Genomic DNA, 20,987 nt, shown 5'->3' with positions numbered 1-20,987 from the left:
AGGGCCAGCATCTTCACGGTCGGGTTGGCATCGATGAAGCGGCCCAGCGGGTTGGCGGCCAGCAGCATCACGGCGACCGAAAGCAGGATCGCGGCGACCATCACCGGCACGTGCTCGGCGATGCCGACGGCGGTGATGACCGAATCCAGCGAGAACACGATGTCGATGATGGCGATCTGGGCGATCACCAGGCCGAACACGGCCGAGGCCTTGGTCGTGGTGGGATCTTCGTCTTCACCGCCGGTGATCAGCTCGCGGATTTCCATGCCGCCCTTGATGATCAGGAACAGGCCGCCCACGATCAGGACCAGGTCACGGATGGAGATGCCCATGCCGGCCACGGTGAACAGGTTGGCCTGCATGTGTGCCAGGTAGGCCAGCGAGACCAGCAGCAGAATGCGGGTGATGCAGGCCACCGCGATGCCGAGCTTGCGCGCGAACGGGCGGCGCGCTTCCGGCAGCTTGCTCACGGCGATCGAGATGAACACCAGGTTGTCGATGCCGAGCACGATTTCCAGCGCGCTCAGGGTCAGCAGGGTCAACCAGACATTGGGGTCGGACAGCAACTCAAGGAACATGGACTTCCATCCTTACAGGGGGGATGACGCGCCGCAGACGCGTCAGAAAAAGTGCGGTACCAGGATCAGGCCCCAGCACACCAGGACATTCATCATCAGCACGAAGACCGCGGCCGACCCCATGTCCTTGGCGCGCCCGGCCAGCTCATGGAACTCGCTGCCGTAACGTTCGATCACCGCTTCGATGGCCGAGTTGGCCAGCTCCATTGCCAGCACCAGCAGCATCGAGCCGATCATCAGCGCACGCTCGACCGGGGTCTGGCCCAGCCAGAGCGCCAGAGGTGCGAGCACCACCAGCAGGTAGACCTCCAGGCGGAACGAGGACTCGTGCAGCCAGGCTGCCCGCAGCCCCTGCCAGGACCACACCGCCGCCTTGAAGATGCGTCGCGGGCCGCGGGGCATGTGCCCCATTTCGTCAGCCACGGCAACGGACTCCACTGCGCGGGGTGGGCCGGAACAGAGGTAACAGCGCACGGCTGGCAGTCATGGGCATCGCTGAATGGGCGGTCAATCCGTCATTTTGCCACAAGCCCGTTGCCGGCACGGACGCAGGCCCGGAATGGCCCGATGGGGCACGGCGGAAACCGGGCGGAGCTTCTATGATGAATGCCTTGCCTGAATGGAGATTGCGATGACGTACCGCCGCCCCCTGCTGCTCGCCCTGGCGCTGGCCTGCGCCCTGCCGGCGCTGGCCCGCAGCCCCGTCCCGCCGGCCGCGCCGCAGGTGCCGGCCCAGGTCTCCAACGTGGCCTGGGCCGGGGACATGGACCAGTTCGCCGCCGCCGACAAGGCGGCGCCGCCACCGCGCGGCGGAATCGAGTTCATCGGCAGCTCCTCGATCCGCATGTGGGACACCCTGGCCGCCGATTTCCCGGGCCAGAAGGTGTTCAACCGCGGCTTCGGCGGGTCGGAAGTGCGCGACAGCACCTGGTACGCCGACCGGATCGTGATTCCGTACGCGCCGTGCAAGGTGTTCTTCTACGCCGGTGACAACGATCTCAACAGCGGCCGCAGCCCGGCGCAGGTGCGCGACGACGTAGTGGCGTTCGTGCAGCGCGTGCACCGCGACCTGCCGAAGACGACCGTGGAAGTGATCTCGATCAAGCCCAGCCCGTCGCGCGCGCAGCTGCTGCCGGCGGTGGTCGAAGCCAACGGGCTGATCCGGCAGGCGCTGGCCCGGATGCCCAACACCGGCTACACCGACATCTACACGCCAATGCTGGGTGCCGACGGCCAGCCACGCGCGTCGCTGTTCCGGGAGGACATGCTGCACATGACCCCGGACGGCTATGCGATCTGGCGCGAGGCATTGGCGCCCAAGGTGCGCTGCGAATGACGGCAGCGCCCGGCGTTGCCGCAGGTCAGCGGTAGACGATCGTCGCCTGGGTGCCGACGCCGGGTTCGCTGGTCAGGGTGATCTTCCAGCCGAACCGGTCGCACAGGCGGCGCACGATCGACAGGCCCAGCCCCGTGCCCTGCGGGCGGGTCGGGTCGGCCCGGTAGAACGGCTCGAAGGCGCGGGCCAGGGCGTCGGCCGACATGCCGATGCCGGTGTCGCGCACCACCACCCGGTCCTGCTCGACGTCCACCTCGATGCTGCCTTCGTCGGTGTAGCTGCAGGCATTGCGCAGCAGATTGCTGACCACCACCTGCAGCACCCGCGGCGGCGCGTGCAGGTGCACCGGGCCTCCGCTGTGCATGTGGATCTCCACGGGCCGGCCGGCCAGCAGCTCGCGTGCGTTGTCGACCTCGTAACGCACGATGTCGTTGACATCGAACAGTTCGACCTGCGGCTCCACGTCCGCCTCGCGCGCAAGGATCAGGAACGCGTCGATCACCGCCTCCATGTCCCGCCCGGCGCGCTGGATGCGCTGCAGGCCGCGACGCAGGCGCGGAGTCATCTCCGCATCGCCCAGGGCCATGTCGCTGGCGACGCGGATCACGGTCAGCGGCGTGCGCAGCTCGTGACTGGCATCGCGGGTGAAGTTGCGCTCGCGCGCCACATGCGCACTGACCCGCGTGGCCAGCGAATGCAGCGCGGCCGCGAGCTGCCGGGTTTCACCCTGCATGTCCGCCGGCAGCTTGTCCGCCGCCAGGTCCGCCGCTTCCGGATGCCCGGGGTCCCAGCGCGAGACCCGCCGCGCCAGCCAGTTCACTGGCGACACCAGCCGTTTGGAGGCCCGGTAGGTGATCCAGGACGCGCCGTACACCGCCAGCAGGGTCAGCAGCACCGGCACGATGCCGAACCAGAAGGCCAGCATTTCCGCGCGCGAGCGCAGGAACACCAGGTACAGCTGGCCCTCCTCGCGGGCATCGACCAGGACCAGCTGGTCGTCGTCCTTCAGCTCGTGGAACCCCGGCCCCAGCGTGCGCAGGTTGGCCGGCAGGCTCAGGCTGGACTGCCCCGCCTCCAGCAGATAACCGCGGATGTTCTGGGTGTTCGGCGGCGGTTGCGCCGGCGAGGCGTCGTGGAGCTGCCAGAAATAGGCGGCTTCCTCGCGCAACGCGCTGCTGACCAGGCTGTGCTTGATGACCAGCGACACCAGCCATGCGCCCAGCAGGATGCCCAGACTGGCCAGCACGGCTTGGAGGATGAAGACGATACGTATCTTGCGCGGCAGACCGTGCGGCATTACGGGGTCCAGGGCGGTTCGCCGCGATTATAGGAAAGCGCGCCGTGATTCCATCGTGCAAGGAACCCGGACGACCGGGAAGGTGCCAGGTCGTCGAGGGTCCCAGGGCCCCGCAGGGCCCACTCGGTCATACTGTCGTCACGCGATGCGCTCAGCTCATCGGCTGGGCGATATCGGCGATCCGGTAGCCCGCACTCTGCACCGTGTGCAGCAGCGGGCGATCGAACGGCTTGTCGATGATCTTGCGCAGGTTGTACAGATGGCTGCGCAGGGTGTCCGAATCCGGCAGACCGTTGCCCCAGATCTCGCGCTCGATTTCCTGGCGCGTCACCACCCGGGGCGACTCGCGCATCAGGATCGTGAGCAGACGCAGGCCGATCGGCGACAGCTGCAGCTCGGTGCCCGCACGCGTGGCGCGCATGCTGACCGGATCGAGCACCAGGTCGGCGACCTTCAGCACTTCCGAGCCCACCTGCCGGCGCTCGCGGCGGATCAGGGCGCGTAACCGCGCTTCCAGTTCCTGGATGGCGAAGGGTTTGGTCAGGTAATCGTCGGCGCCAAAGCCCAGACCGGTCAGCTTGTCATCGAGCGTGTCGCGCGCGGTGAGCATCAACACCGGGGTGGACTTGCGGGCGTCGTTGCGCAGCCGGCGGCAGACTTCGATGCCGTCCAGACGCGGCAGCATCAGGTCCAGCACGACCACGTCATAGCTGTTTTCCGCTGCCAGGCGATAGCCGTCCAGCCCGTCCTGGGCGTAGTCGACCTCGAAGCCGCGGCCTTCCAGGTATTCACCGATCATCTCGGAGATGTTGCGGTTGTCTTCGACCACCAGCACCAGGCCGGCGGTTTCCTTTGTCTGACGCATGAGAGTCCCTCTTTCTTCAGCTTTGTGAAACATGCCGCATGGGCAGTGGACGCCGTGTGAAGCCGGTCACGACACAATCAGAGCAGGGGTCTCAGCAGGGGCCAGACGTTGTCCAGCACCCGGGGTTGCGCGGCAGCGGTGGGATGCAGACCGTCGGCCTGCATCGATCCGGGCTGCAGCGCCACCCCCTCCAGCAGGAACGGCAGCAGCGCCACCTTGTGCTGCCGCGCCAGATCGGCATAGACCTGCTTGAGCCGCTGCCGGTAGGCCGGGCCGTAGTTGGGCGGCACGTCGATGCCCAGCAGCAGCACGTTGGCCCCGGCCGCCTGGCTGGCCAGGATCATCTTCTCCAGATTGCCGCGCAGCTGGGCGGGGGTCAGCCCGCGCAGGGCATCGTTGCCGCCCAGTTCGATCACCACCACCGAGGGCCGGTGCTTCTGCAGCAGGCCCGGCAGCCGGGTCAGCGCTCCGGAGGAGGTTTCACCGCTGATGCTGGCATTGATGATCGCCGGCGGCGGTTTGATCTGTTGGTTGACCCGCTGCTGAAGCAGGTTCACCCAGCCCGAGGCCGCCGGGATATTGTGGGCGGCACTGAGGCTGTCCCCGACCACCAGCACCGCATGGCGGGGTTCCGGACCTTTGGCACACGCCAGCAGCGGCCACCACAGCAATGCTGCCAGCACCACGATCCACCCGGCCTGATGCCGCTTCCACTTCGCTCGGTACATTGGAGAATCCTCATCGACAGCCTGTCCCCCCGCAGCGCGCCCGTCGCCATTTCCGCCCACGATGTCGGCAAATCCGCCCGTGGCCCGGAGGGTGAAGTCCACATACTGGACAACATCGGCATGACCGTCCATGAAGGCGAGAGCGTGGCGATCGTCGGCGCTTCAGGTTCCGGCAAGACCACCCTGCTCGGCCTGCTCGCCGGGCTGGACCTGCCCAGCCGTGGCCGCATCACCCTGGCCGGGGAATCGCTGGACACGCTGGACGAGGAAGCCCGCGCGCAGCTGCGCGCGCGCGAGGTCGGCTTCGTGTTCCAGAGCTTCCACCTGTTGCCGGCGCTGACCGCCGAAGAGAACATCGCCCTGCCGCTGGAGCTGGCCGGGCGCGAGGATGCGGCGCGGGTGCGCGAAGTACTCAAGCAGGTCGGCCTCGGCCACCGTGCGCGCCACTATCCGCGCCAGCTCTCCGGTGGCGAGCAGCAGCGTGTGGCGCTGGCGCGCGCGTTCGTTGCACGCCCGCGCATCCTGTTCGCCGACGAGCCCACCGGCAGCCTGGACCAGGCCACCGGCCAGCAGATCAGCGACCTGCTGTTCGCGCTCAACGCCAGCAGCGACACCACGCTGGTGCTGGTCACCCACGACCTGCGCCTGGCCCAGCGGTGCGAGCGCATCTACCGCCTGGATGGCGGCCGTCTGGTCGACGCGTCCGTCGGCACGCCGGCATGAATGTCATCCGTCATGCCGCGCGGGCGCTGCGCCGCGAGTTTCTCGCCGGTGACCTGCTGACCGTGTTCGCCGCGCTGGTGCTCGGCGTGGCGGTCATGACCGCAGTCGGCACCCTGGTCAACCGGGTCACGCTCGCCCTGACCAGCAGTGCCGCCGAGATGCTGGGGGGCGACCTCGGGCTGAGCGCACGTGAGGACGTGCCGGCGCGGTTTGCCGACGCCGCGCGCACGCGCGGGCTGGCGAGCACCCGCATGGTCAGTTTCCCCAGCGTGCTGTTCCACGGCGACGACAGCCAGATGGCCAACATCAAGGCGGTCAGCGCGGGCTATCCGCTGCGCGGCGAGCTGCGCGTTGGACGTGCCCTGCACGATGCCGCCAGCGAAACTGCCGGCACGCCGCCACCGGGAGAGGCCTACGCCGATCCTCGGCTGATGCAGGCACTGGGGCTGAAAATCGGCGATGCGCTGGAGTTCGGCGCCGGGACCCTCACCGTCACCCGCGTGCTGCAGGCCGAGCCGGACACGTCCGGCGAGCTGATGCAGTTGTCGCCGCCGCTGCTGGTCAACCGTGTCGATGTCGACCGTGCCGGCCTGCTCGGTCCCGGCAGCCGCGCCTCCTACCGCATGATGTTCGCCGGGCCGCCCGAGGTGATCGCCGACTTCCGTGCATGGCTGGCGCCGCAGGCCAAGGGCTACCGCATCGTCGGCATCGCCGATACCCAGCGTGGCGTCCGCGGCGCGTTTGACCTCGCGGGCCGCTTCCTGTCGCTGGCCGCCCTGCTGGCGGTGCTGCTGGCCGGCGTGGCCACGGCCCTGGCGGCCAACCGCTTTGCGATGCGCCGGATCGACCAGGTGGCCATCCTGCGCTGCCTCGGCGCGCGCCAGCGCGACATCCTGGCCGCGATGGCGCTGCAGTTGGTGATGCTGGCCATCCCGGCCTGTCTGGCCGGCATCGGTCTGGGGCTGGCCGCGCAGGCCGGGCTGGTGCAGGCACTGGGCGGGCTGGTGCCCAACCGCCTGCCCCTGCCGCAGGCGACGCCCGCGTTGAGCGGTGCCGGCATCGGCCTGGTGCTGCTGCTCGGCTTCGGCCTGCCGCCGCTGCTGCGGCTGCGCGGGGTGCCGCCGATGCGCGTGCTCAACCGCAGTTTCGCCGCACTGCCCCCGAGCTCGTTGCTGGTCTACCTGGCGGCGCTGGCCGCCACGGTGGCGCTGACCGTACAGGCCACCGGTGATGTGCGCCTGGCGGCCTGGGTGCTTGGCGGACTGGCGGCGCTGGCCGCGCTCGCGGGCGGCGTGGGCGCGCTGCTGCTGTGGCTGCTGCGTGGCCTGCAGGGCCGCCTGCGTGGGCGCTGGAAGCTCGGGGTGGCGGCGCTGACCCGGCGCCGCGGGCTGGCAGTGATGCAGTTGGTGGGGCTGTCGCTGTCGCTGTGCGCGTTGCTGCTGCTGTCGGTGGTGGGCCCGGGCCTGCTGGCACAGTGGCGCGACCGCCTGCCCAGCGATACGCCCAATTATTTCCTGATGAACATCCAGCCCGGGCAACGCGCGGCCGTGCTGGCGACCCTGCAGGAGCTGGGCGTGATGGCGCCGGGCATCGAGCCGTTCAGCACCGGCCGCCTGCTGGCCGTCAACGACCGCGCGCCGCAGCGGCAGCAGCGCGAGGACAACAGCAACGACGACGACGATGCCAACCGCCCGGTCAACTTCTCCTGGCGGCGCGATTTCCCGCCAGCCAACCAGCTGCTGGAGGGGCGTTTCTGGGCCGTCGGGAGCACGGCGGCGGAGGCATCGATCGAGCAGGGCTGGGCCGAGCGCTATGACATGAAACTGGGCGATACGGTGACGCTGCAGATGGGCGAACAGGAACGCCGGTTCACCATCACCAGCATCCGCAAGGCCGACTGGGATTCGTTCCAGGTCAATTTCTTCCTGCTGCTCAACGAGGGCGCGGTGGGCGATGCGCCGTACAACCTGATCACCGCGTTCCATCTGCCGCGCGCGCAGGCGCCGGCGCTGGCGGGCCTGACCCGGGAGCATCCCAACATCTCGCTGCTGGACATCGATGGCATTCTCGAGCGCGTGCGCGAGGTGGTCGATCGGGTGACCCAGGCGGTGCAGCTGGTGATGGGCTTCAGCCTGCTGGCCGGGCTGCTGGTGCTGCTGGCGGCGCTCCAGGCCACGGCCGGCGAACGCCGCTATGACAGCGCCGTGCTGCGCACGCTGGGCGCGACCCGTTCCCAGCTGCGTGGGGCGGTGCTGGTGGAGTTCGGGCTGCTGGGGCTGCTGTCGGCGCTGCTGGCGGTCGCGACGGCGGCGGTGCTGGGCAGTGTGGTGGCGCGCCAGGTGTTCGAGCTGCAGCTGAGCCCGCCGTGGGGGCCGCTGCTGGTGGGCGGCGCGCTGGGCGTGCTGCTGAGCATGGCGTCGGGCTGGCTGGGCACGCGGCGCATCCTGCGCACCCCACCGGCGCTGGCGTTGCGGGAGGCCTGACCGGCCAACCGGCGCGGCGGCCGCATGCTGACACACTGCTGCCGCCGCGCCCGGTATCCTGCGCGCCCCCGTTCCCAGAGATCGCCCGGATGCCCGGCACGTCATTCACCGCCTATCTGTACCCCGTGTTGCTGCTGTTGGGCAGCAACATCTTCATGACCTTCGCCTGGTACGGGCACCTCAAGTACAAAAGCGCGCCGCTGATGACGGTGATTCTGGTCAGCTGGGGCATCGCGTTCTTCGAGTACTGCCTGCAGGTGCCGGGCAACCGGCTGGGCAGCGCGGTGTATTCGGCCCCCCAGCTCAAGGGCATGCAGGAGGTGATCACACTCGTGGTGTTCGCGGTGTTCTCGGCGGTGTACCTGGAGCAGCCGTTGAAGTGGAACCACTATGCGGCGTTCTGCCTGATCGTGATCGCCGCGCTGCTGATGTTCAAGGAATAGGACGGGCCGTCTCGGCCGCCACCCCGTAGCGCCGGGCTCTGCCCGGCTGCGCGCGCAGCGCGCCTGGGGGTATCGGCCGCGGAACGGAGAGCAGCCGAGCAGAGCTCGGCTCTACGAGGGGGCTGCAAGCCGACCGTTGGCCGGGTGCGCGCGCAGCGCGCCTGGGGGTATCGGCCGCCAGACCGTAGAGCCGGGCTCTGCCCGGCTGCGCGCGCAGCGCGCCTTGGGGTTATCGGCCGCGGAACGGAGAGCAGCCGAGCAGAGCTCGGCTCTACGAGGGGGGCTGCAAGCCGACCGTTGGCCGGCTATTGGGTAAATATCGGCCGCCAGACCGTAGAGCCGGGCTCTGCCCGGCTGCGCGCGCAGCGCGGTTGGGGGTATCGGCCGCGGAGCGGAGAGCAGCCGGGCAGAGCTCGGCTCTACGACGGGGCTGCAAGCCGACCGTTGGCCGGCTACGCGCGCAGCGCGCCTGGGTAACTATCGGCCGCGGAACGGAGAGCAGCCGAGCAGAGCTCGGCTCTACGAGGGGCTGCAAGCCGACCGTTGGCCGGCTGCGCGCGCAGCGCGCTTGGGGGTATCGGCCGCGGAACGGAGAGCAGCCGGGCAGAGCCCGGCTCTACGAGGGGGCTGCGGTCGGCTTTGCGCGCAGCCCGTGCCCCTGCCCCGCACGACTCAGCGGGCGGCCTCGGCCGGGGCCGTTTCGACCCACTGGGTGAACACCTTGTCGATCTCGGCGTCCTTGACCTTCCTGCCGTCCTGGATGTCCTGGGCCTGGGTGAACAGCGGGATGATCATCGCCATGCCGTCCAGCGTGGTCTTCAGGTGCACGCCCGGTGCCTTCACAAGGAAACCGTCCCAGCGCTGGCGCACGCTGGCCCAGTAGCCGGCGGTGGCGGTCCAGTAGTCGTAGGCCGGTTTGAAATCGACGTCGGTGGTCCGGTTGTAGTCGTTGAAACCGAACTCGCGCGCGATCTCCTGCTGGCTGCCATCGGCACCGCGCAGGATCTTGGTGTTGAACTGCTCGTGGGTCCAGCCGTTCGGGGTCAGCGTGTGGCGGTTGACCACGGCCAGCGCGTTGTAGTCGCTGCGTCGGGTGTACTCACGACGCGGCAGCGGGCGCCAGCTCAGGTCGCTGGTCCAGGTCGCCACGCCATTGTCGTAGGCCCACCTGCCGGTGCCGCAGTAACGCGGCGCATCGCTGACTTCATAGACACACTGCGTCCATGCACCGGCGTTGACCGCGGTCGGAATCGTGCGCACCTGCCAGGTCTGGTCGGCGCTGAATTCGAACCGGTGCGGCGCTTCGTACACCCAGTCCTGGCGCCAGTGCTTGGTCACGTGGCCGCTCTTGCCGTCCACCAGCAGATGCTGCAGGACGATGCGCCGGGGGGAGTCCTCAACCACGATCACCACTTCATTGCCGCCGCTGCGCACAGCCGGCGCGCGCTCGTAGCCGGGCTTGAGCAGCACGGTCTCATCGAAGGCGAAATCGACGATGTACTCGCCTTTCATCGCCAGGATGCTGTCGTGGTCGCGCTGCAGGTCGGAGGGCTGGGCGTGGACGACACCGCTGCCGGCAAGCAGCAGCCACGCACCGGCTGTCTGGAATTTCATCTGGAGGTCCCTTCTGGAGTGGCTTGCAAGGTGGATTACAACCGGATCAACGGCGGATCGGCGGGATCGGCGCGCGGCCCGTGGCGGGCGGCGGTGGCGCAGCAGCAGTCATCGACCCACAGCTCGCCTTCGGCGCCTTCGACATCGGCGATGTGGCGGGCGATACCCGCACCCAGCGACGACAGCGGGGCCAGGCTGGCCGCCAGGCCGAGGCCCTCCTCGGCCGCGTGCAGGCGCAGCGCGCACATGCGCCACGGCTCGCCGCCAAGGCGGACCGCCAGGCGGCGCCACAGGCGCTCGGCCACGCCGCCATCGCTGATCGGCTCCGGCCGTGCCGGGAAGGCACCCACCAGCCGGTCCCAGGCCAGATAGTCGCTGTCGGGCAGCAGATACAGGCGCCAGCAGCAGCGGCCGCGGACATCGACGAAGCACAGGCTTTCGCGGATGCCTTCACTGTCCATGCCTTGGCAGGCGTGGGCGGAAACCGCCCGCTTCCAGCCGCCCAGTTCGCTGCTGTCGGGTCGGTACAGGCACAGCACCGTGCCCAGTGCCGCGAGTTGTCCCGGCGTGGGCAAGGCCCTGGCGGGCAGTGCGTGGGCCAGGGGACGGAAGGCGGACAGGGCTCGGCTCATGGCGGCTACCAGCTCACGGCAAGACTGGCCGACACGGTGCGGCCGGGGTTGGTGAAACGGTCGATCACTGTACTGTTGGTCGCCAGCGTCGAGGTGATACCCGAGTAGTCGATGTAGGTGCGGTCGCCCAGATTGAACACGCCCACGTTGAGCTTGGCACCGGGCGCAACGGTCCAGTGCGCCATCAGGTCGAGCACGCCATACCCCGCCGGCGCGAAGGGCGCGACAGTACCGACCGCCGGCGGCAGGCGATCCTTGCGCCTGGCGAAGGTACCGGCCAGCTCCACGCCCCAGGTATCGCGGTCGAACGCGATGCCGAGCGTGCCGCGCAGCGGGTCGATGGATTCCAGCGGCACATCTTCGGTCTTGTTCTGGCCACGCGACCAGGCCACCGACCCGTTGAGCGACCAGCCGGCCAGCGCCGTGCTCAGCTCGCCGAAATCGACGCCGGCCTTCAGCTCTGCCCCGTAGATGTCCGCATCGGCCACGTTCTGCGACTGGAACACGATCAGGCCCTGGGCGTTGATGCCGACCTGGCGCTGGGACTCGATGAAGTCCTTGTAGTCGTTGTAGTACCCGCTCAGGCTCACGTAGGCGGCCGGGGCGATGAAACGCACACCCAGCTCCAGTCCATCGCTGGTTTCCGGCTTGAGGTCCGGATTGGGAATGGCGGTGTAACCGAACATCACGTTGGTGAAGCCCAGGTTGACGTCGTTGTACGGCGGCGAGCGGAAGCCGTGCGCATAGCCGGCGAACAGCGACCACTGGTCGGCGAAGCGCCAGACCATGCCCAGCTTCGGCGACACGCTGGTCTTGGTCAGGCCGGACACGGCCATGCCGGGGTTGTCGGCACCGAAGATGCCGTCCACCTCCGGGCGCAGCTCGTAGTGGTCCACGCGCACGCCCGGCACCAGCGAGACGCGGCCGTCGGCGAAACGCATTTCATCCTGCGCGTACAGGCCCAGCTCGGTGGTCCTGCTGATCGGGAAATCACGCACCGGGAAGGCGTCGGGCAGGATCGTGGTGCTGATCGCCCCGTTGGCGAGGACCTGATAGCCATCGCGCTTCTGTCGGGTTTCGGTCCAGGCGCCATCGAAGCCGTAGGTCAGCGCATGCTCGACCGCGCCGGTTTCCAGGCCCTTGTGGAACACCGCCTGCAGGCCGTACACACGCTGGTCGAAGTTGAACTCGCGGTGGCGCGTGGTGCGGTTGGCGCGGTTCTCATCGGTGCGCTGGGTGGTCTCGCTGTCCTGACGGTACACCTGCCACGACAGGCTGTCGGCGACGCCCATGCCGACGTCGTCCAGTTCGTGGCGGAACGACACGCGCGCACGGGTCTGGTGGTCGCGGGCCTTCATGCCGGTGGTGGTGGTGTGGTCGATCGCCGACAGCACGTTGGTGTCCACGCTGTCTTCGTTGCCTTCCACCGTGAGCTTGAAGCGCTGGGTATCGCTGGGGGCATACACCAGCTTGCTCAGCACGCTGCGGCCATCGCGGTCCTGCGGGTTGGCCGCGGTGCGGGTGCGGTCGTTGCTGCGGACATCGCCGTTGCTCTGGGTTTCCTGGCCCTGGCGATGATTGACGTTGACCATGCCGCTCCAGTGGTCGCCGCCGAAGGCGGTGGTGGCGCTGCCAAGCAGGCCCTGCCAGTCGCCGTCATAGCCGAACTTCAGGCCGACGTAGCTGTTCCTGCCGTCCTTGAGGTAGTCGGCCGGGTCCTTGGTGACGAACGCGACCACGCCGCCCAGCGCGTCGGAGCCATACAGCGAGCTCGCCGGACCGCGCACGATCTCGACCCGCTTGAGGGTTTCCAGATCGGTGAAGTTGCGGTTGGCGTCGGCGAAGCTGCCGATGTCGAACGCCTTCGGCATGGCGATGCCATCGGTCTGGATCAGCACGCGGTTGCCGTCCAGGCCACGGATCCGGAAGCCGCCCAGTCCGAAGCGGGCCGGGCTGCTGGTGACCGACACGCCGGGCTCGTAGCGGACCAGATCCTTGATGTTCTGCGCCAGGTGGTTGTCCAGCTGCTCGCGGTCGATGACATCGACGGTGGCGGCCACGTCGCTCAGCGCGCGCTCGGTGCGCGTGGCGGTGACCTGCACGCGATCGAACTCGCGCGCGTCGTTGACGGAAGAGGGGGCGGCGTCGGCATCGGCATGCGCGGCCATCGGCAGCGCCAGCCACAAGGCGGCGCTCAGGGCAGTCGGTCGGATCGTCATGGGGTGGCGGGAAGCGGCGGGGTGCAGAAGGAGACCCCCGACCCACGCCATCGACCGGAGCCGCCGGCGAGGTGTCGAGGGGGAGAGAGCAGGAGCAGCGCGGGCCCGGGGGGAGGGGCGGGCCCGCGTGGACGGCGCCGGCATTACTTGGTCAGGATCAGCTTGTCGTTGCTGGTATGACGCAGACGGTAGAAGCGGTCGCCGTGCTGGATCAGGATTTCGCGGCGGCCCTTGAGCAGGGCTTCGCTGTCGATCACTTCTTCGGGCGGCACCACGCGTACCGGGCGGTCGCGCAGGGTGAGCGTTTCGGGGCGCAGCAGTACAGCAGCTTGAGTGTTCATCATCGTCTGGACTCGTGCGAGGGACGAGTCAAATGATAATGATTCTCAGTTGACAATCAACAACCATTCTCATTTTGATTGATGGCATTAATGATCGAACCCGTGAGTTCGATTGATCTTATCAATCGAAAGCGGCGTCCACCTGCTGCCAGACGGTCTCGTCCATCGTGTCGAACAGCCGCAGCGCGCCCAGGTTTTCCTGCAACTGCCCCACCCGGCTGGCGCCGAGGATCACGCTGGAGACATTGGGGTTGCGCAGGCACCAGGCGATGGCCAGCTGCGCCGGCGACTGGCCGAGCTGGGCGGCCAGCGCGGTAAAGCGGCGCACCTTTTCCAGCCGCTGTTCGGCCGGATCGCCGAGCACCAGGTCCTTCAGCCAGGCGGTCTGGGCCTGACCGAGCCGCGACTGCGCGTCCACCCCGGCGTTGTACTTGCCGGTCAGCAGGCCCGAGGCCAGCGGTGACCAGATGGTGGTCCCCAGCCCGGCATCGGCGTACAGCGGGGCATACTCGCGTTCGACCCGGTCGCGGTGCAGCAGGTTGTACTGCGGCTGCTCCATCGAGGGGGCGTGCAGATGGCCGGCGCGGGCGATATCCACCGCTTCCTGGATCTGCGCCGCCGACCACTCCGAGGTGCCCCAGTACAGGACCTTGCCCTGCCGGATCAGGGTGTCCATCGCCTGCACGGTCTCGGCGATCGGGGTGTCCGGATCGGGGCGGTGACAGTAATAAAGGTCAAGATAGTCAACCCGCAGGCGCTTGAGCGCGGCATGGCAGGCATCGGTCACATGTTTGCGCGACAGGCCATGCTGGGTCGGGCGCGGGTCATCCACGGCACCGAAGAAGACCTTGCTGGACACGCAGAAGCCGTCACGCGGCAGGCGCAGGTCGGCGATCACGTCTCCCATCACCTGCTCGGCCCGCCCGCGCGCATAGCCCTCGGCGTTGTCGAAGAAGTTGATCCCGTTGTCCCAGGCGGCCGCGATCAGGTTGCGGGCCTCGTCGCGGGCGATCTGATCCCCGAAAGTCACCCAGGCCCCGAAGGACAGGGCGGAGAGCTTCAGGCCGGTGGAGCCCAGGCGGCGGTAGAGCATGCGATTCTCCTGCTGCAGGCCCGCATCCGGGCCGGATCGATGCCCGCTAGTGTAGCCGGCGCGGGCCCGCAAACCCTTGTCGATGCTGGCCGGATCGGCGCCGATCGGCCCGCGCACGCCGCTTTTCCTTGCTCCGCCCCTGCCGCTGCTCTAGGCTTCCCGTTTTTCGCGGCGCCCCAAGGGAAGTCACATGGTCGAAGGTTTGGGCAGGATTGGCTTCGGCCTGTTCGGGTTGGTGGTGCTGATCGGCATCGCCTGGTTGTTCTCGAACAACAAGCGCGCCGTCGACTGGCGCCTGGTGGTCACCGGTATCGCGCTGCAGATCGCCTTTGCGGCGGTGGTGCTGCTGGTGCCCGGCGGCCGCGATGTATTCGATGCGCTGGGCAAGGGCTTCGTGAAGATCCTGAGCTTCGTCAACGAAGGCTCCGGTTTCATCTTCGGCAGCCTGATGGACACCAGCAAGTTCGGCTTCATCTTCGCCTTCCAGGTGCTGCCGACCATCATCTTCTTCTCGGCGCTGATGGGCGTGATGTACCACCTCAACATCATGCAGATGATCGTGCGCGGCATGGCCTGGGCGATCACCAAGATCATGCGCGTGTCCGGTGCGGAAACCACCAGCGTCTGCGCCAGCGTCTTCATCGGCCAGACCGAGGCGCCGCTGACGGTCCGCCCCTACATCGCCAAGATGACCCAGTCCGAACTGATCACGATGATGATCGGCGGCATGGCGCACATCGCCGGTGGCGTGCTGGCTGCGTACGTGGGCATGCTCGGCGGCAACGATCCGGTGCAGCAGGCCTTCTACGCCAAGCACCTGCTGGCGGCGAGCATCATGGCCGCGCCGGCAACCCTGGTGGTGGCCAAGCTGCTGGTGCCGGAAACCGGCACCCCGCTGACCCGCGGCACCGTCAAGATGGAAGTGGAGAAGACCTCCAGCAACATCATCGATGCGGCGGCGGCCGGCGCCGGCGACGGCCTGAAGCTGGCGCTGAACATCGGCGCGATGCTGCTGGCCTTCATTGCCCTGATCGCCCTGCTCAATGCGCCGCTGACCTGGTTCGGCGAAATCTCCGGCCTGCAGGCGATGATCGGCCGTCCGACCGACCTGTCGACCATCTTCGGCTACCTGCTGGCCCCGATCGCCTGGGTGATCGGTACCCCGTGGGCCGATGCCACCACCGTGGGGTCGCTGATCGGTCAGAAGGTGGTCATCAACGAGTTCGTCGCGTACTCCAAGCTGTCGGAGATCGTGAACGGCCAGGTGCCGGGGATGACCCTGTCGGCCGAAGGACGCCTGATCGCCACCTATGCGCTGTGCGGCTTCGCCAACTTCAGCTCGATCGCAATCCAGATCGGTGGTATTGGTGGTCTGGCCCCCGAGCGTCGCCACGATCTGGCGAAGTTCGGCCTGCGCGCGGTGCTTGGCGGTACCATCGCCACCTTCATGACGGCGACCATCGCCGGCGTGCTGACGCATTTCAGCTGATATCCGTTCATTGAGAAACAGACTTTATGAGTAGCAGTGTCGTCGTTGTCGGCTCCTTCAATGTGGACCATGTGTGGCGTTGCGAATCGCTCCCGGCCCCGGGCGCGACCATCGCCGGGCGCTACAGCACCGGTCCGGGCGGCAAGGGCTTCAACCAGGCCGTCGCCGCACGTCGTGCGGGCGCGCCGACCACCTTCGTGTGCGCGCTGGGTGACGATGCCGGCGGTGCGATGGCCCGTGGCCTGGCCGCTGATGACGGCTTCACCCTGCAGGCCGAAGCCAGCACCGAGCCGACCGGCACCGGTGGCATCTACGTGGACAGCCGCGGCCGCAACACGATCGTGATCGGCCCGGGTGCCAATGCCGCCCTGAGCACCGCCTACGTCGAGCAGCAGCGTGCGCTGCTGAGCGGCGCCAAGGTGGTACTGGCGCAGCTGGAGTCGCCGGTGGAGACCATCGAAGCGGCGCTGGCGATTGCCCGCGAGGCCGGTGCCACCACCGTGCTCAACGTGGCCCCGGCCGACGCCCCGTCCAGCATCGGCCTGCTCAAGCTGGCCGACGTGCTGACCCCGAACGAGACCGAGTTCGCCGCCCTGCTCGGCCGCCATGTGGGCGAGCGCGTGGATGCCAACGACGTGGCCGCGCTGGACGGCGCCAGCCTGCATGCGCTGTGCCGCAAGCTGGTCGGCAACGGCACCGTGGTGGTGACGCTGGGATCGGTGGGCGTGTTCGTGTCGCACGCCGAGGAGAACCTGCGCGGCGACACCCAGCCGTACTACCGGGTGGGCGCCGAGCAGGTGCAGGTGCTGGACACCACCGGTGCCGGCGATGCGTTCAACGGTGCGCTGGTGGCCTCCATCGCCCAGGACCCGGACGCCGCGTTCGCCCGCCATGTGCGCTTCGCCAACCAGTTCGCCGGCCGTTCCACCGAGAAGGAAGGCGCCGCCGCAGCGATGCCGCACTTCACCCCACAGGATGCTGCCACGGCCTGAGCGGCCTGGCGGAACCTGCGGTACTGACCAAGCCGGCGCCCAGCGCCGGCTTTTTCATGGGTCCACCGCGCGCGCCGACAGGGTTGGCCGGATCCTGACAGCCTAAGGCCGGCCTGCGCATTGACCGTCCGGCAGGCCGGCTCGACCATCGTGGCCTGCCTCATGGATCGCGTCTGCATGGATGACACCCCCTGGCTGCTGCTGGCGGCCGCAGGCACCGCGCTCGCGGTGCTGCTGCACATCGGCTGCATCATCTTCGGCGCGCGCTGGTACGCGTTCTTTGGCGCGGGCGAACGGATGGTGCGGCTGTCCCGCGCCGGCCATCCCTTCCCCACGGCAATCACCACCGCCATCACCGCGGTGCTGGCGCTATGGACGGCCTACGCCCTCTCGGCCGCGGGCTGGCTGCCGGTGCTCCCCGGCCGTCAGGAAGTCCTGGTGCTGATCATCGCGGTCCTCGGCGTGCGCGGGCTGGCCGGGCTGCTGATCGGACGGGTGCGCCCCGGCTGCAACGGCGCCCGTTTCTGGTACACCAGCTCAGCGGCCTGCCTGACGCTGGCCGGTCTCCATCTGGCCGGCAGCGTGCAGGTCTGGACGCGGCTGTAACCCCCTGCCAACCGCCCACCATCCCGCCGCGCTGGGGGCGGCGGAAGCAATCGTCAAGCATATGCTCATGACCGGAGCGCATCAGGGCCTTCCGGATCGGCCTTAACACTGGCCCGGATCGCGGTCCGGTGCGTGGTTGCCGGCCGGCGGCCGGCACTACAATGCGTGCATGCAGATTGGCCCCTACAACATCCGGCCCAACGTGGTGCTGGCGCCGATGGCCGGTGTCACCGACAAGCCTTTCCGCCTGCTGTGCAAACGGCTGGGTGCGGGCTTGGCCGCCTCGGAAATGACCATCTCCGACCCGCGTTTCTGGACCACCCGCAAGTCGCTCCACCGTATGGACCACGCCGGCGAGCCGGACCCGATCAGCGTGCAGATCGCCGGCACCGAGCCGCAGCAGCTGGCCGACGCGGCGCGTTACAACGTGGACCACGGCGCACAGATCATCGACATCAACATGGGCTGTCCGGCCAAGAAGGTGTGCAATGCCTGGGCCGGCTCGGCGCTGATGCGCGATGAGGCGCTGGTGGCGCGCATCCTCACCGCCGTGGTCGAGGCGGTGGACGTACCGGTCACGTTGAAGATCCGCACCGGCTGGGACTGCGACCACCGCAATGGTCCGCTGATCGCACACATCGCCGAGGACAGCGGCATCGCTGCGCTGGCGGTGCACGGGCGCACCCGCGACCAGCACTACACCGGCAGCGCCGAGTACGAGACCATCGCGGCGATCAAGGCCGCGCTGCGCATTCCGGTGCTGGCCAACGGCGACATCGATTCGCCGCAGAAGGCCGCGCAGGTGCTGGCCCAGACCGGCGTGGACGCGGTGATGATCGGCCGCGCCGCCCAGGGCCGTCCGTGGATCTTCCGCGAGGTCGCCCATTTCCTGGCCACCGGCACCCTGTTGCCGCCACCGACCCTGGACGAAGTCCGCGACATTCTGCTGGGCCACCTGCAGGCGCTGCACGACTTCTATGGCGAGCCGCAGGGCGTGCGCATCGCGCGCAAGCACCTGGGCTGGTACGCCAAGGACCGGCCGGAGAACGCCGCCTTCCGCGCGGTGGTCAACCGCGCCGAGGATGCCGCCAGCCAGATCGCCCTGACCACCGACTACTTCGATGCCCTCGCCGCCGGCGAGCCGGTGTCGTCTGCCGCCTGAGCCTGCCGCCATGACCCCGCCGATCACCGCACCGACCTACCTCCACGGCTTCTCCGACACCGAACAGCAGCGGCTGGTCACCCAGTCGCGCCTGTTTGAATCGAGCATTTTCAGCGGCATCGATTACGGTGGCGCCAGGCGCCTGCTGGAAGTGGGCAGCGGCGTCGGCGCGCAGACCGAGATCCTGCTGCGGCGTTTCCCGGAGCTGCACGTCACCGGTGTGGATCTGAGCGAGGCGCAACTGTCCACCGCCGCCACCAACCTGGCCCGCACGCCGTGGTGCAGCGAACGCTACGCGCTGCTGCAGGCCGACGCCGGCAACCTGCCGTTCGGCCCGCGCGAGTTCGACGCCGCCTTCCTGTGCTGGGTGCTCGAACACGTCCCCTCGCCGGCGCGGGTGCTCAATGAAGTGCGCCGCGTGCTGGTACCGGGCTCGCCGGTGTACGTGACCGAAGTGATGAACGCCTCGTTCCTGCTCGATCCGTACTCGCCGCACATCTGGCGTTACTGGATGGCCTTCAACGACTTCCAGTACGACCACGGCGGCGACCCGTTTGTCGGCGCCAAGCTGGGCAACCTGCTGCTGGCCGGCGGCTTCCGCGACGTCCACACCGAGATCAAGACCATCCACCTGGACAACCGCGAGCCGGCCCGTCGCAAGACCATGATCGCGTTCTGGGAGCAGCTGCTGCTGTCGGCAGCCGGCCCGCTGCTGGAGGCCGGCCTGGTCGACCAGGACACCGTGGACGGCATGCGCCGCGAGTTCAGCCTGGTGCAGAACGACCCCAACGCAGTGTTCTTCTTTTCCTTCGTGCAGGCCCGCGCCACGGTGTACTGACGGCCGCGGCCGCTACGCGGACAGCAGCCAGCCGACCAGGCTGAGCACCACCACCCCCGCCAGCAGCGCCCAGATCGCCATGCCACCGCGATCGCCGGCCGCCACGGTGGTGCCCACGCTCTGGATGCGCGCGCCTTCACGCGGGCGCGGTGTCGGCGTGCTGCCCACCTCCAGCGTACCCGTCCCCCGGGGCGGATTGCGCTCGGACAGCGTGTGTTCCATACGCTGCGCGCGTTCGGGGTCGACGCTGCGCAGCGCCTCCAGCAGCACCTGCTGCTGGCGCCCGCGATCGGGCTGCGCCCTGGCCTTCTGCAGCAGTTCGCGCAGCGGTGCCGCCGGCGGCGTGGTTGACGCTGCCGGGGTCAACTGCACCAGCAGCGCGCGGTACTCCGGTGGCACATCGGCCAGCCGGGTGTAGCGCGTGCCGTTGATCTCCATGCTGAAACGTCCGCTCACGGTGCCTCCTGCCAGCCTGCCTTCGGGGCGATGACGCCGGTCGCGGTCGGTGTGCGCCAGATGCGTTGCCACATCGACGCGAACCGCCGCTCCACCCTCGCCCTGCCCTCCTTCCCTTCATACGCCGGCCGCAGCTGTCGCGGCGTGATTGCCGCCCAGCCGTCGCCCTCGGTCCGCGCCACCGCGAAGGTGAACGTGTAGTCCGGCTCCAGGCCCATGCGCAGGTCGCTGAGCTGCAGTTCGCCGTCCACCACCCGGGCGCGCATGAAGCCGCGGTTGAACCATTGCAGCCGCGCCACGGCCGGCAGAGCCGCCGCCTGGCGCAGCGCCTGCACGTTGGACGGATGGCCGTGGAAAACCATCGGGCCACGGTCGGCGACCAGCGAACGCTCGCCGATCACATAGCCGTTGGGGGTCATCGCCACCACCTGCCAGAGCAGGGTGTTGAATGGCATCGCCACCGAGAACCGGGGGGCGTCGGCCAGGCCCATCGCGGCCAGCGCGCGGTCGGCCTCGCGGTCCACCGTGTGCTTGGCCAGCAGCGACCAGCCCAGATAGCCGCTGCTGAGAACCAGCCCGGCCACCAGCGCGCGCTGCGCCAGCGGCCGCGCGCGGGCGAACCATGCCACCGTACAGCCGATCAGCAGCCACACCGTATAGCCGGGATCGATGATGAAAACGCTGGACCACATGGTCGGCGGCGGGGTGAACGGCCACCACAGCTGGGTGCCATAGACGGTGAACGCATCCAGCAGCGGATGCGTGATCAGCGCCAGCAGGATGGCCCAGAACCAGCGTCCCGGTGCCTCGGCCACCCGCCCCTTGCCGAACCGTTTGAAGCCCCACCATATCAGCGCCGCCACCCACGGCAGCACCAGCAGCGAGTGGCTGTAGCTGCGGTGCTCGGTCATCAGTGCCACCGGGTCGGCGGCGGTCGCCGCCAGCAGCAGTGCATCCAGGTCCGGCAGGGTGCCCAGGGCGGCACCGGCAAGCAGGGCGGCGCGGCGGTGGCCGGCCGGGGCGATGGCGGCGGCGACGGCGCCGCCCAGTACGATCTGGCTTAAGGAGTCCATCGGCCGATGCTAGCAGCCG

21 protein-coding genes are annotated in these 20,987 nt (G+C 68.7%); 9 read left to right on the top strand and 12 right to left on the bottom strand.

Annotated elements, in window-relative coordinates; all coding sequences use genetic code 11:
* Both ACPEH1_RS15085 and ACPEH1_RS15080 read right to left on the bottom strand, forming a co-directional pair.
* Window positions 1–578: TerC family protein (locus ACPEH1_RS15085; protein ID WP_423716003.1), on the bottom strand; the 578-nt coding region annotated here is incomplete at its 3' end.
* 42 nt (window positions 579–620) lie between these two features.
* Window positions 621–1,001: a diacylglycerol kinase gene (locus ACPEH1_RS15080; RefSeq protein WP_153164889.1), complete on the bottom strand. Its 381-nt coding sequence runs from the start codon at window positions 999–1,001 to the stop codon at window positions 621–623.
* Between the two features lie 208 nt (window positions 1,002–1,209).
* Here ACPEH1_RS15080 and ACPEH1_RS15075 point away from each other — a divergent pair, with 208 nt between their 5' ends.
* On the top strand, window positions 1,210–1,914 hold the full coding sequence (locus tag ACPEH1_RS15075; RefSeq protein WP_136003717.1) for an SGNH/GDSL hydrolase family protein: 705 nt from the start codon (window positions 1,210–1,212) through the stop codon (window positions 1,912–1,914).
* 25 nt (window positions 1,915–1,939) lie between these two features.
* On the opposite strand, the gene ACPEH1_RS15070 is transcribed toward ACPEH1_RS15075, so the two are convergent.
* From ACPEH1_RS15070 to ACPEH1_RS15060, 3 genes are all read right to left on the bottom strand, one after another.
* Window positions 1,940–3,211, bottom strand: a complete 1,272-nt coding sequence (locus ACPEH1_RS15070) for a sensor histidine kinase (RefSeq protein WP_136003715.1) — start codon at window positions 3,209–3,211, stop codon at window positions 1,940–1,942.
* 151 nt (window positions 3,212–3,362) lie between these two features.
* Window positions 3,363–4,076 (bottom strand): response regulator transcription factor, encoded by a 714-nt coding sequence (locus ACPEH1_RS15065; RefSeq protein WP_017357189.1) that lies wholly within the window; start codon window positions 4,074–4,076, stop codon window positions 3,363–3,365.
* Window positions 4,077–4,153: 77 nt separating this feature from the next.
* The gene (locus ACPEH1_RS15060; RefSeq protein WP_017357190.1) at window positions 4,154–4,804 is read right to left on the bottom strand and encodes an arylesterase; all 651 of its coding nucleotides are present in this window, start codon (window positions 4,802–4,804) and stop codon (window positions 4,154–4,156) included.
* A 120-nt stretch (window positions 4,805–4,924) separates the two neighbouring features.
* Here ACPEH1_RS15060 and ACPEH1_RS15055 point away from each other — a divergent pair, with 120 nt between their 5' ends.
* The 3 genes from ACPEH1_RS15055 to ACPEH1_RS15045 all read left to right on the top strand — a co-directional run bounded on the left by ACPEH1_RS15055 (window position 4,925) and on the right by ACPEH1_RS15045 (window position 8,453).
* A complete protein-coding gene (locus ACPEH1_RS15055) occupies window positions 4,925–5,527 on the top strand; it encodes an ABC transporter ATP-binding protein (RefSeq protein WP_423716005.1) in 603 nt (200 codons plus the stop codon).
* Window positions 5,524–8,010, top strand: a complete 2,487-nt coding sequence (locus ACPEH1_RS15050) for an ABC transporter permease (protein ID WP_423716002.1) — start codon at window positions 5,524–5,526, stop codon at window positions 8,008–8,010. Before ACPEH1_RS15055 ends, ACPEH1_RS15050 begins: the two co-directional genes overlap by 4 nt.
* An 89-nt stretch (window positions 8,011–8,099) precedes the next feature.
* Window positions 8,100–8,453 carry a DMT family protein gene (locus ACPEH1_RS15045; protein WP_136003706.1) on the top strand — a complete coding sequence of 118 codons (354 nt, stop codon included), beginning with the start codon at window positions 8,100–8,102 and terminating at the stop codon, window positions 8,451–8,453.
* Between the two features lie 672 nt (window positions 8,454–9,125).
* Here the strand turns inward: ACPEH1_RS15045 and ACPEH1_RS15040 are convergent.
* The 5 genes from ACPEH1_RS15040 to ACPEH1_RS15020 form a co-directional block, all read right to left on the bottom strand.
* Window positions 9,126–10,067 carry a DUF6607 family protein gene (locus ACPEH1_RS15040; protein WP_313217751.1) on the bottom strand — a complete coding sequence of 314 codons (942 nt, stop codon included), beginning with the start codon at window positions 10,065–10,067 and terminating at the stop codon, window positions 9,126–9,128.
* Window positions 10,068–10,102: 35 nt separating this feature from the next.
* A complete protein-coding gene (locus tag ACPEH1_RS15035) occupies window positions 10,103–10,699 on the bottom strand; it encodes a Hemin transport protein (RefSeq protein ID WP_136003702.1) in 597 nt (198 codons plus the stop codon).
* Between the two features lie 5 nt (window positions 10,700–10,704).
* A complete protein-coding gene (locus ACPEH1_RS15030; protein WP_423669787.1) occupies window positions 10,705–12,918 on the bottom strand; it encodes a TonB-dependent hemoglobin/transferrin/lactoferrin family receptor in 2,214 nt (737 codons plus the stop codon).
* 143 nt (window positions 12,919–13,061) lie between these two features.
* Entirely contained in the window at window positions 13,062–13,259 is a 198-nt protein-coding gene (gene hemP / locus ACPEH1_RS15025) for a hemin uptake protein HemP (protein ID WP_019182448.1), read from the bottom strand.
* 121 nt (window positions 13,260–13,380) lie between these two features.
* A complete protein-coding gene (locus tag ACPEH1_RS15020; RefSeq protein WP_017357219.1) occupies window positions 13,381–14,352 on the bottom strand; it encodes a potassium channel beta subunit family protein in 972 nt (323 codons plus the stop codon).
* Between the two features lie 190 nt (window positions 14,353–14,542).
* Here ACPEH1_RS15020 and ACPEH1_RS15015 point away from each other — a divergent pair, with 190 nt between their 5' ends.
* From ACPEH1_RS15015 to ACPEH1_RS14995, 5 genes are all read left to right on the top strand, one after another.
* On the top strand, window positions 14,543–15,841 hold the full coding sequence (locus ACPEH1_RS15015; RefSeq protein ID WP_017357218.1) for a NupC/NupG family nucleoside CNT transporter: 1,299 nt from the start codon (window positions 14,543–14,545) through the stop codon (window positions 15,839–15,841).
* 26 nt (window positions 15,842–15,867) lie between these two features.
* On the top strand, window positions 15,868–16,833 hold the full coding sequence (locus ACPEH1_RS15010) for a ribokinase (protein WP_017357217.1): 966 nt from the start codon (window positions 15,868–15,870) through the stop codon (window positions 16,831–16,833).
* 177 nt (window positions 16,834–17,010) lie between these two features.
* Window positions 17,011–17,439 (top strand): hypothetical protein, encoded by a 429-nt coding sequence (locus ACPEH1_RS15005; RefSeq protein ID WP_037591666.1) that lies wholly within the window; start codon window positions 17,011–17,013, stop codon window positions 17,437–17,439.
* 169 nt (window positions 17,440–17,608) lie between these two features.
* The gene (dusB, locus tag ACPEH1_RS15000; RefSeq protein WP_037591248.1) at window positions 17,609–18,601 is read left to right on the top strand and encodes a tRNA dihydrouridine synthase DusB; all 993 of its coding nucleotides are present in this window, start codon (window positions 17,609–17,611) and stop codon (window positions 18,599–18,601) included.
* Between the two features lie 10 nt (window positions 18,602–18,611).
* A complete protein-coding gene (locus ACPEH1_RS14995; protein ID WP_017356136.1) occupies window positions 18,612–19,439 on the top strand; it encodes a methyltransferase domain-containing protein in 828 nt (275 codons plus the stop codon).
* Between the two features lie 12 nt (window positions 19,440–19,451).
* Here ACPEH1_RS14995 and ACPEH1_RS14990 read toward each other — a convergent pair whose 3' ends face one another.
* Both ACPEH1_RS14990 and ACPEH1_RS14985 read right to left on the bottom strand, forming a co-directional pair.
* On the bottom strand, window positions 19,452–19,895 hold the full coding sequence (locus ACPEH1_RS14990; RefSeq protein WP_423716001.1) for a hypothetical protein: 444 nt from the start codon (window positions 19,893–19,895) through the stop codon (window positions 19,452–19,454).
* Window positions 19,892–20,968: a metal-dependent hydrolase gene (locus ACPEH1_RS14985; RefSeq protein ID WP_017356138.1), complete on the bottom strand. Its 1,077-nt coding sequence runs from the start codon at window positions 20,966–20,968 to the stop codon at window positions 19,892–19,894. The genes ACPEH1_RS14990 and ACPEH1_RS14985 overlap by 4 nt, the downstream gene beginning before the upstream one ends.
* Between the last annotated feature and the right edge of the window lie 19 nt (window positions 20,969–20,987).

The sequence above is a fragment of the Stenotrophomonas sp. NPDC077421 genome, from assembly GCF_049545505.1.
In the GTDB taxonomy this organism is placed as follows: domain Bacteria; phylum Pseudomonadota; class Gammaproteobacteria; order Xanthomonadales; family Xanthomonadaceae; genus Stenotrophomonas; species Stenotrophomonas nematodicola.
The sequence above is the reverse complement of the archived record's forward strand: the minus strand, read 5'-3'. Positions and strand labels throughout refer to the sequence as shown.

What these genes read in the sequence shown, in the direction of transcription:
- ACPEH1_RS15075 (WP_136003717.1), top strand. Translation starts at nt 1,210, where the DNA reads ATGACGTACCGCCGCCCCCTGCTGCTCGCCCTGGCGCTGGCCTGCGCC.
- ACPEH1_RS15070 (WP_136003715.1), bottom strand. Translation starts at nt 3,211, where the DNA reads ATGCCGCACGGTCTGCCGCGCAAGATACGTATCGTCTTCATCCTCCAA.
- ACPEH1_RS15065 (WP_017357189.1), bottom strand. Translation starts at nt 4,076, where the DNA reads ATGCGTCAGACAAAGGAAACCGCCGGCCTGGTGCTGGTGGTCGAAGAC.
- ACPEH1_RS15060 (WP_017357190.1), bottom strand. Translation starts at nt 4,804, where the DNA reads ATGTACCGAGCGAAGTGGAAGCGGCATCAGGCCGGGTGGATCGTGGTG.
- ACPEH1_RS15055 (WP_423716005.1), top strand. Translation starts at nt 4,925, where the DNA reads ATGACCGTCCATGAAGGCGAGAGCGTGGCGATCGTCGGCGCTTCAGGT.
- ACPEH1_RS15050 (WP_423716002.1), top strand. Translation starts at nt 5,524, where the DNA reads ATGAATGTCATCCGTCATGCCGCGCGGGCGCTGCGCCGCGAGTTTCTC.
- ACPEH1_RS15045 (WP_136003706.1), top strand. Translation starts at nt 8,100, where the DNA reads ATGCCCGGCACGTCATTCACCGCCTATCTGTACCCCGTGTTGCTGCTG.
- ACPEH1_RS15040 (WP_313217751.1), bottom strand. Translation starts at nt 10,067, where the DNA reads ATGAAATTCCAGACAGCCGGTGCGTGGCTGCTGCTTGCCGGCAGCGGT.
- ACPEH1_RS15035 (WP_136003702.1), bottom strand. Translation starts at nt 10,699, where the DNA reads ATGAGCCGAGCCCTGTCCGCCTTCCGTCCCCTGGCCCACGCACTGCCC.
- ACPEH1_RS15030 (WP_423669787.1), bottom strand. Translation starts at nt 12,918, where the DNA reads ATGACGATCCGACCGACTGCCCTGAGCGCCGCCTTGTGGCTGGCGCTG.
- hemP (WP_019182448.1), bottom strand. Translation starts at nt 13,259, where the DNA reads ATGAACACTCAAGCTGCTGTACTGCTGCGCCCCGAAACGCTCACCCTG.
- ACPEH1_RS15020 (WP_017357219.1), bottom strand. Translation starts at nt 14,352, where the DNA reads ATGCTCTACCGCCGCCTGGGCTCCACCGGCCTGAAGCTCTCCGCCCTG.
- ACPEH1_RS15015 (WP_017357218.1), top strand. Translation starts at nt 14,543, where the DNA reads ATGGTCGAAGGTTTGGGCAGGATTGGCTTCGGCCTGTTCGGGTTGGTG.
- ACPEH1_RS15010 (WP_017357217.1), top strand. Translation starts at nt 15,868, where the DNA reads ATGAGTAGCAGTGTCGTCGTTGTCGGCTCCTTCAATGTGGACCATGTG.
- ACPEH1_RS15005 (WP_037591666.1), top strand. Translation starts at nt 17,011, where the DNA reads ATGGATGACACCCCCTGGCTGCTGCTGGCGGCCGCAGGCACCGCGCTC.
- dusB (WP_037591248.1), top strand. Translation starts at nt 17,609, where the DNA reads ATGCAGATTGGCCCCTACAACATCCGGCCCAACGTGGTGCTGGCGCCG.
- ACPEH1_RS14995 (WP_017356136.1), top strand. Translation starts at nt 18,612, where the DNA reads ATGACCCCGCCGATCACCGCACCGACCTACCTCCACGGCTTCTCCGAC.
- ACPEH1_RS14985 (WP_017356138.1), bottom strand. Translation starts at nt 20,968, where the DNA reads ATGGACTCCTTAAGCCAGATCGTACTGGGCGGCGCCGTCGCCGCCGCC.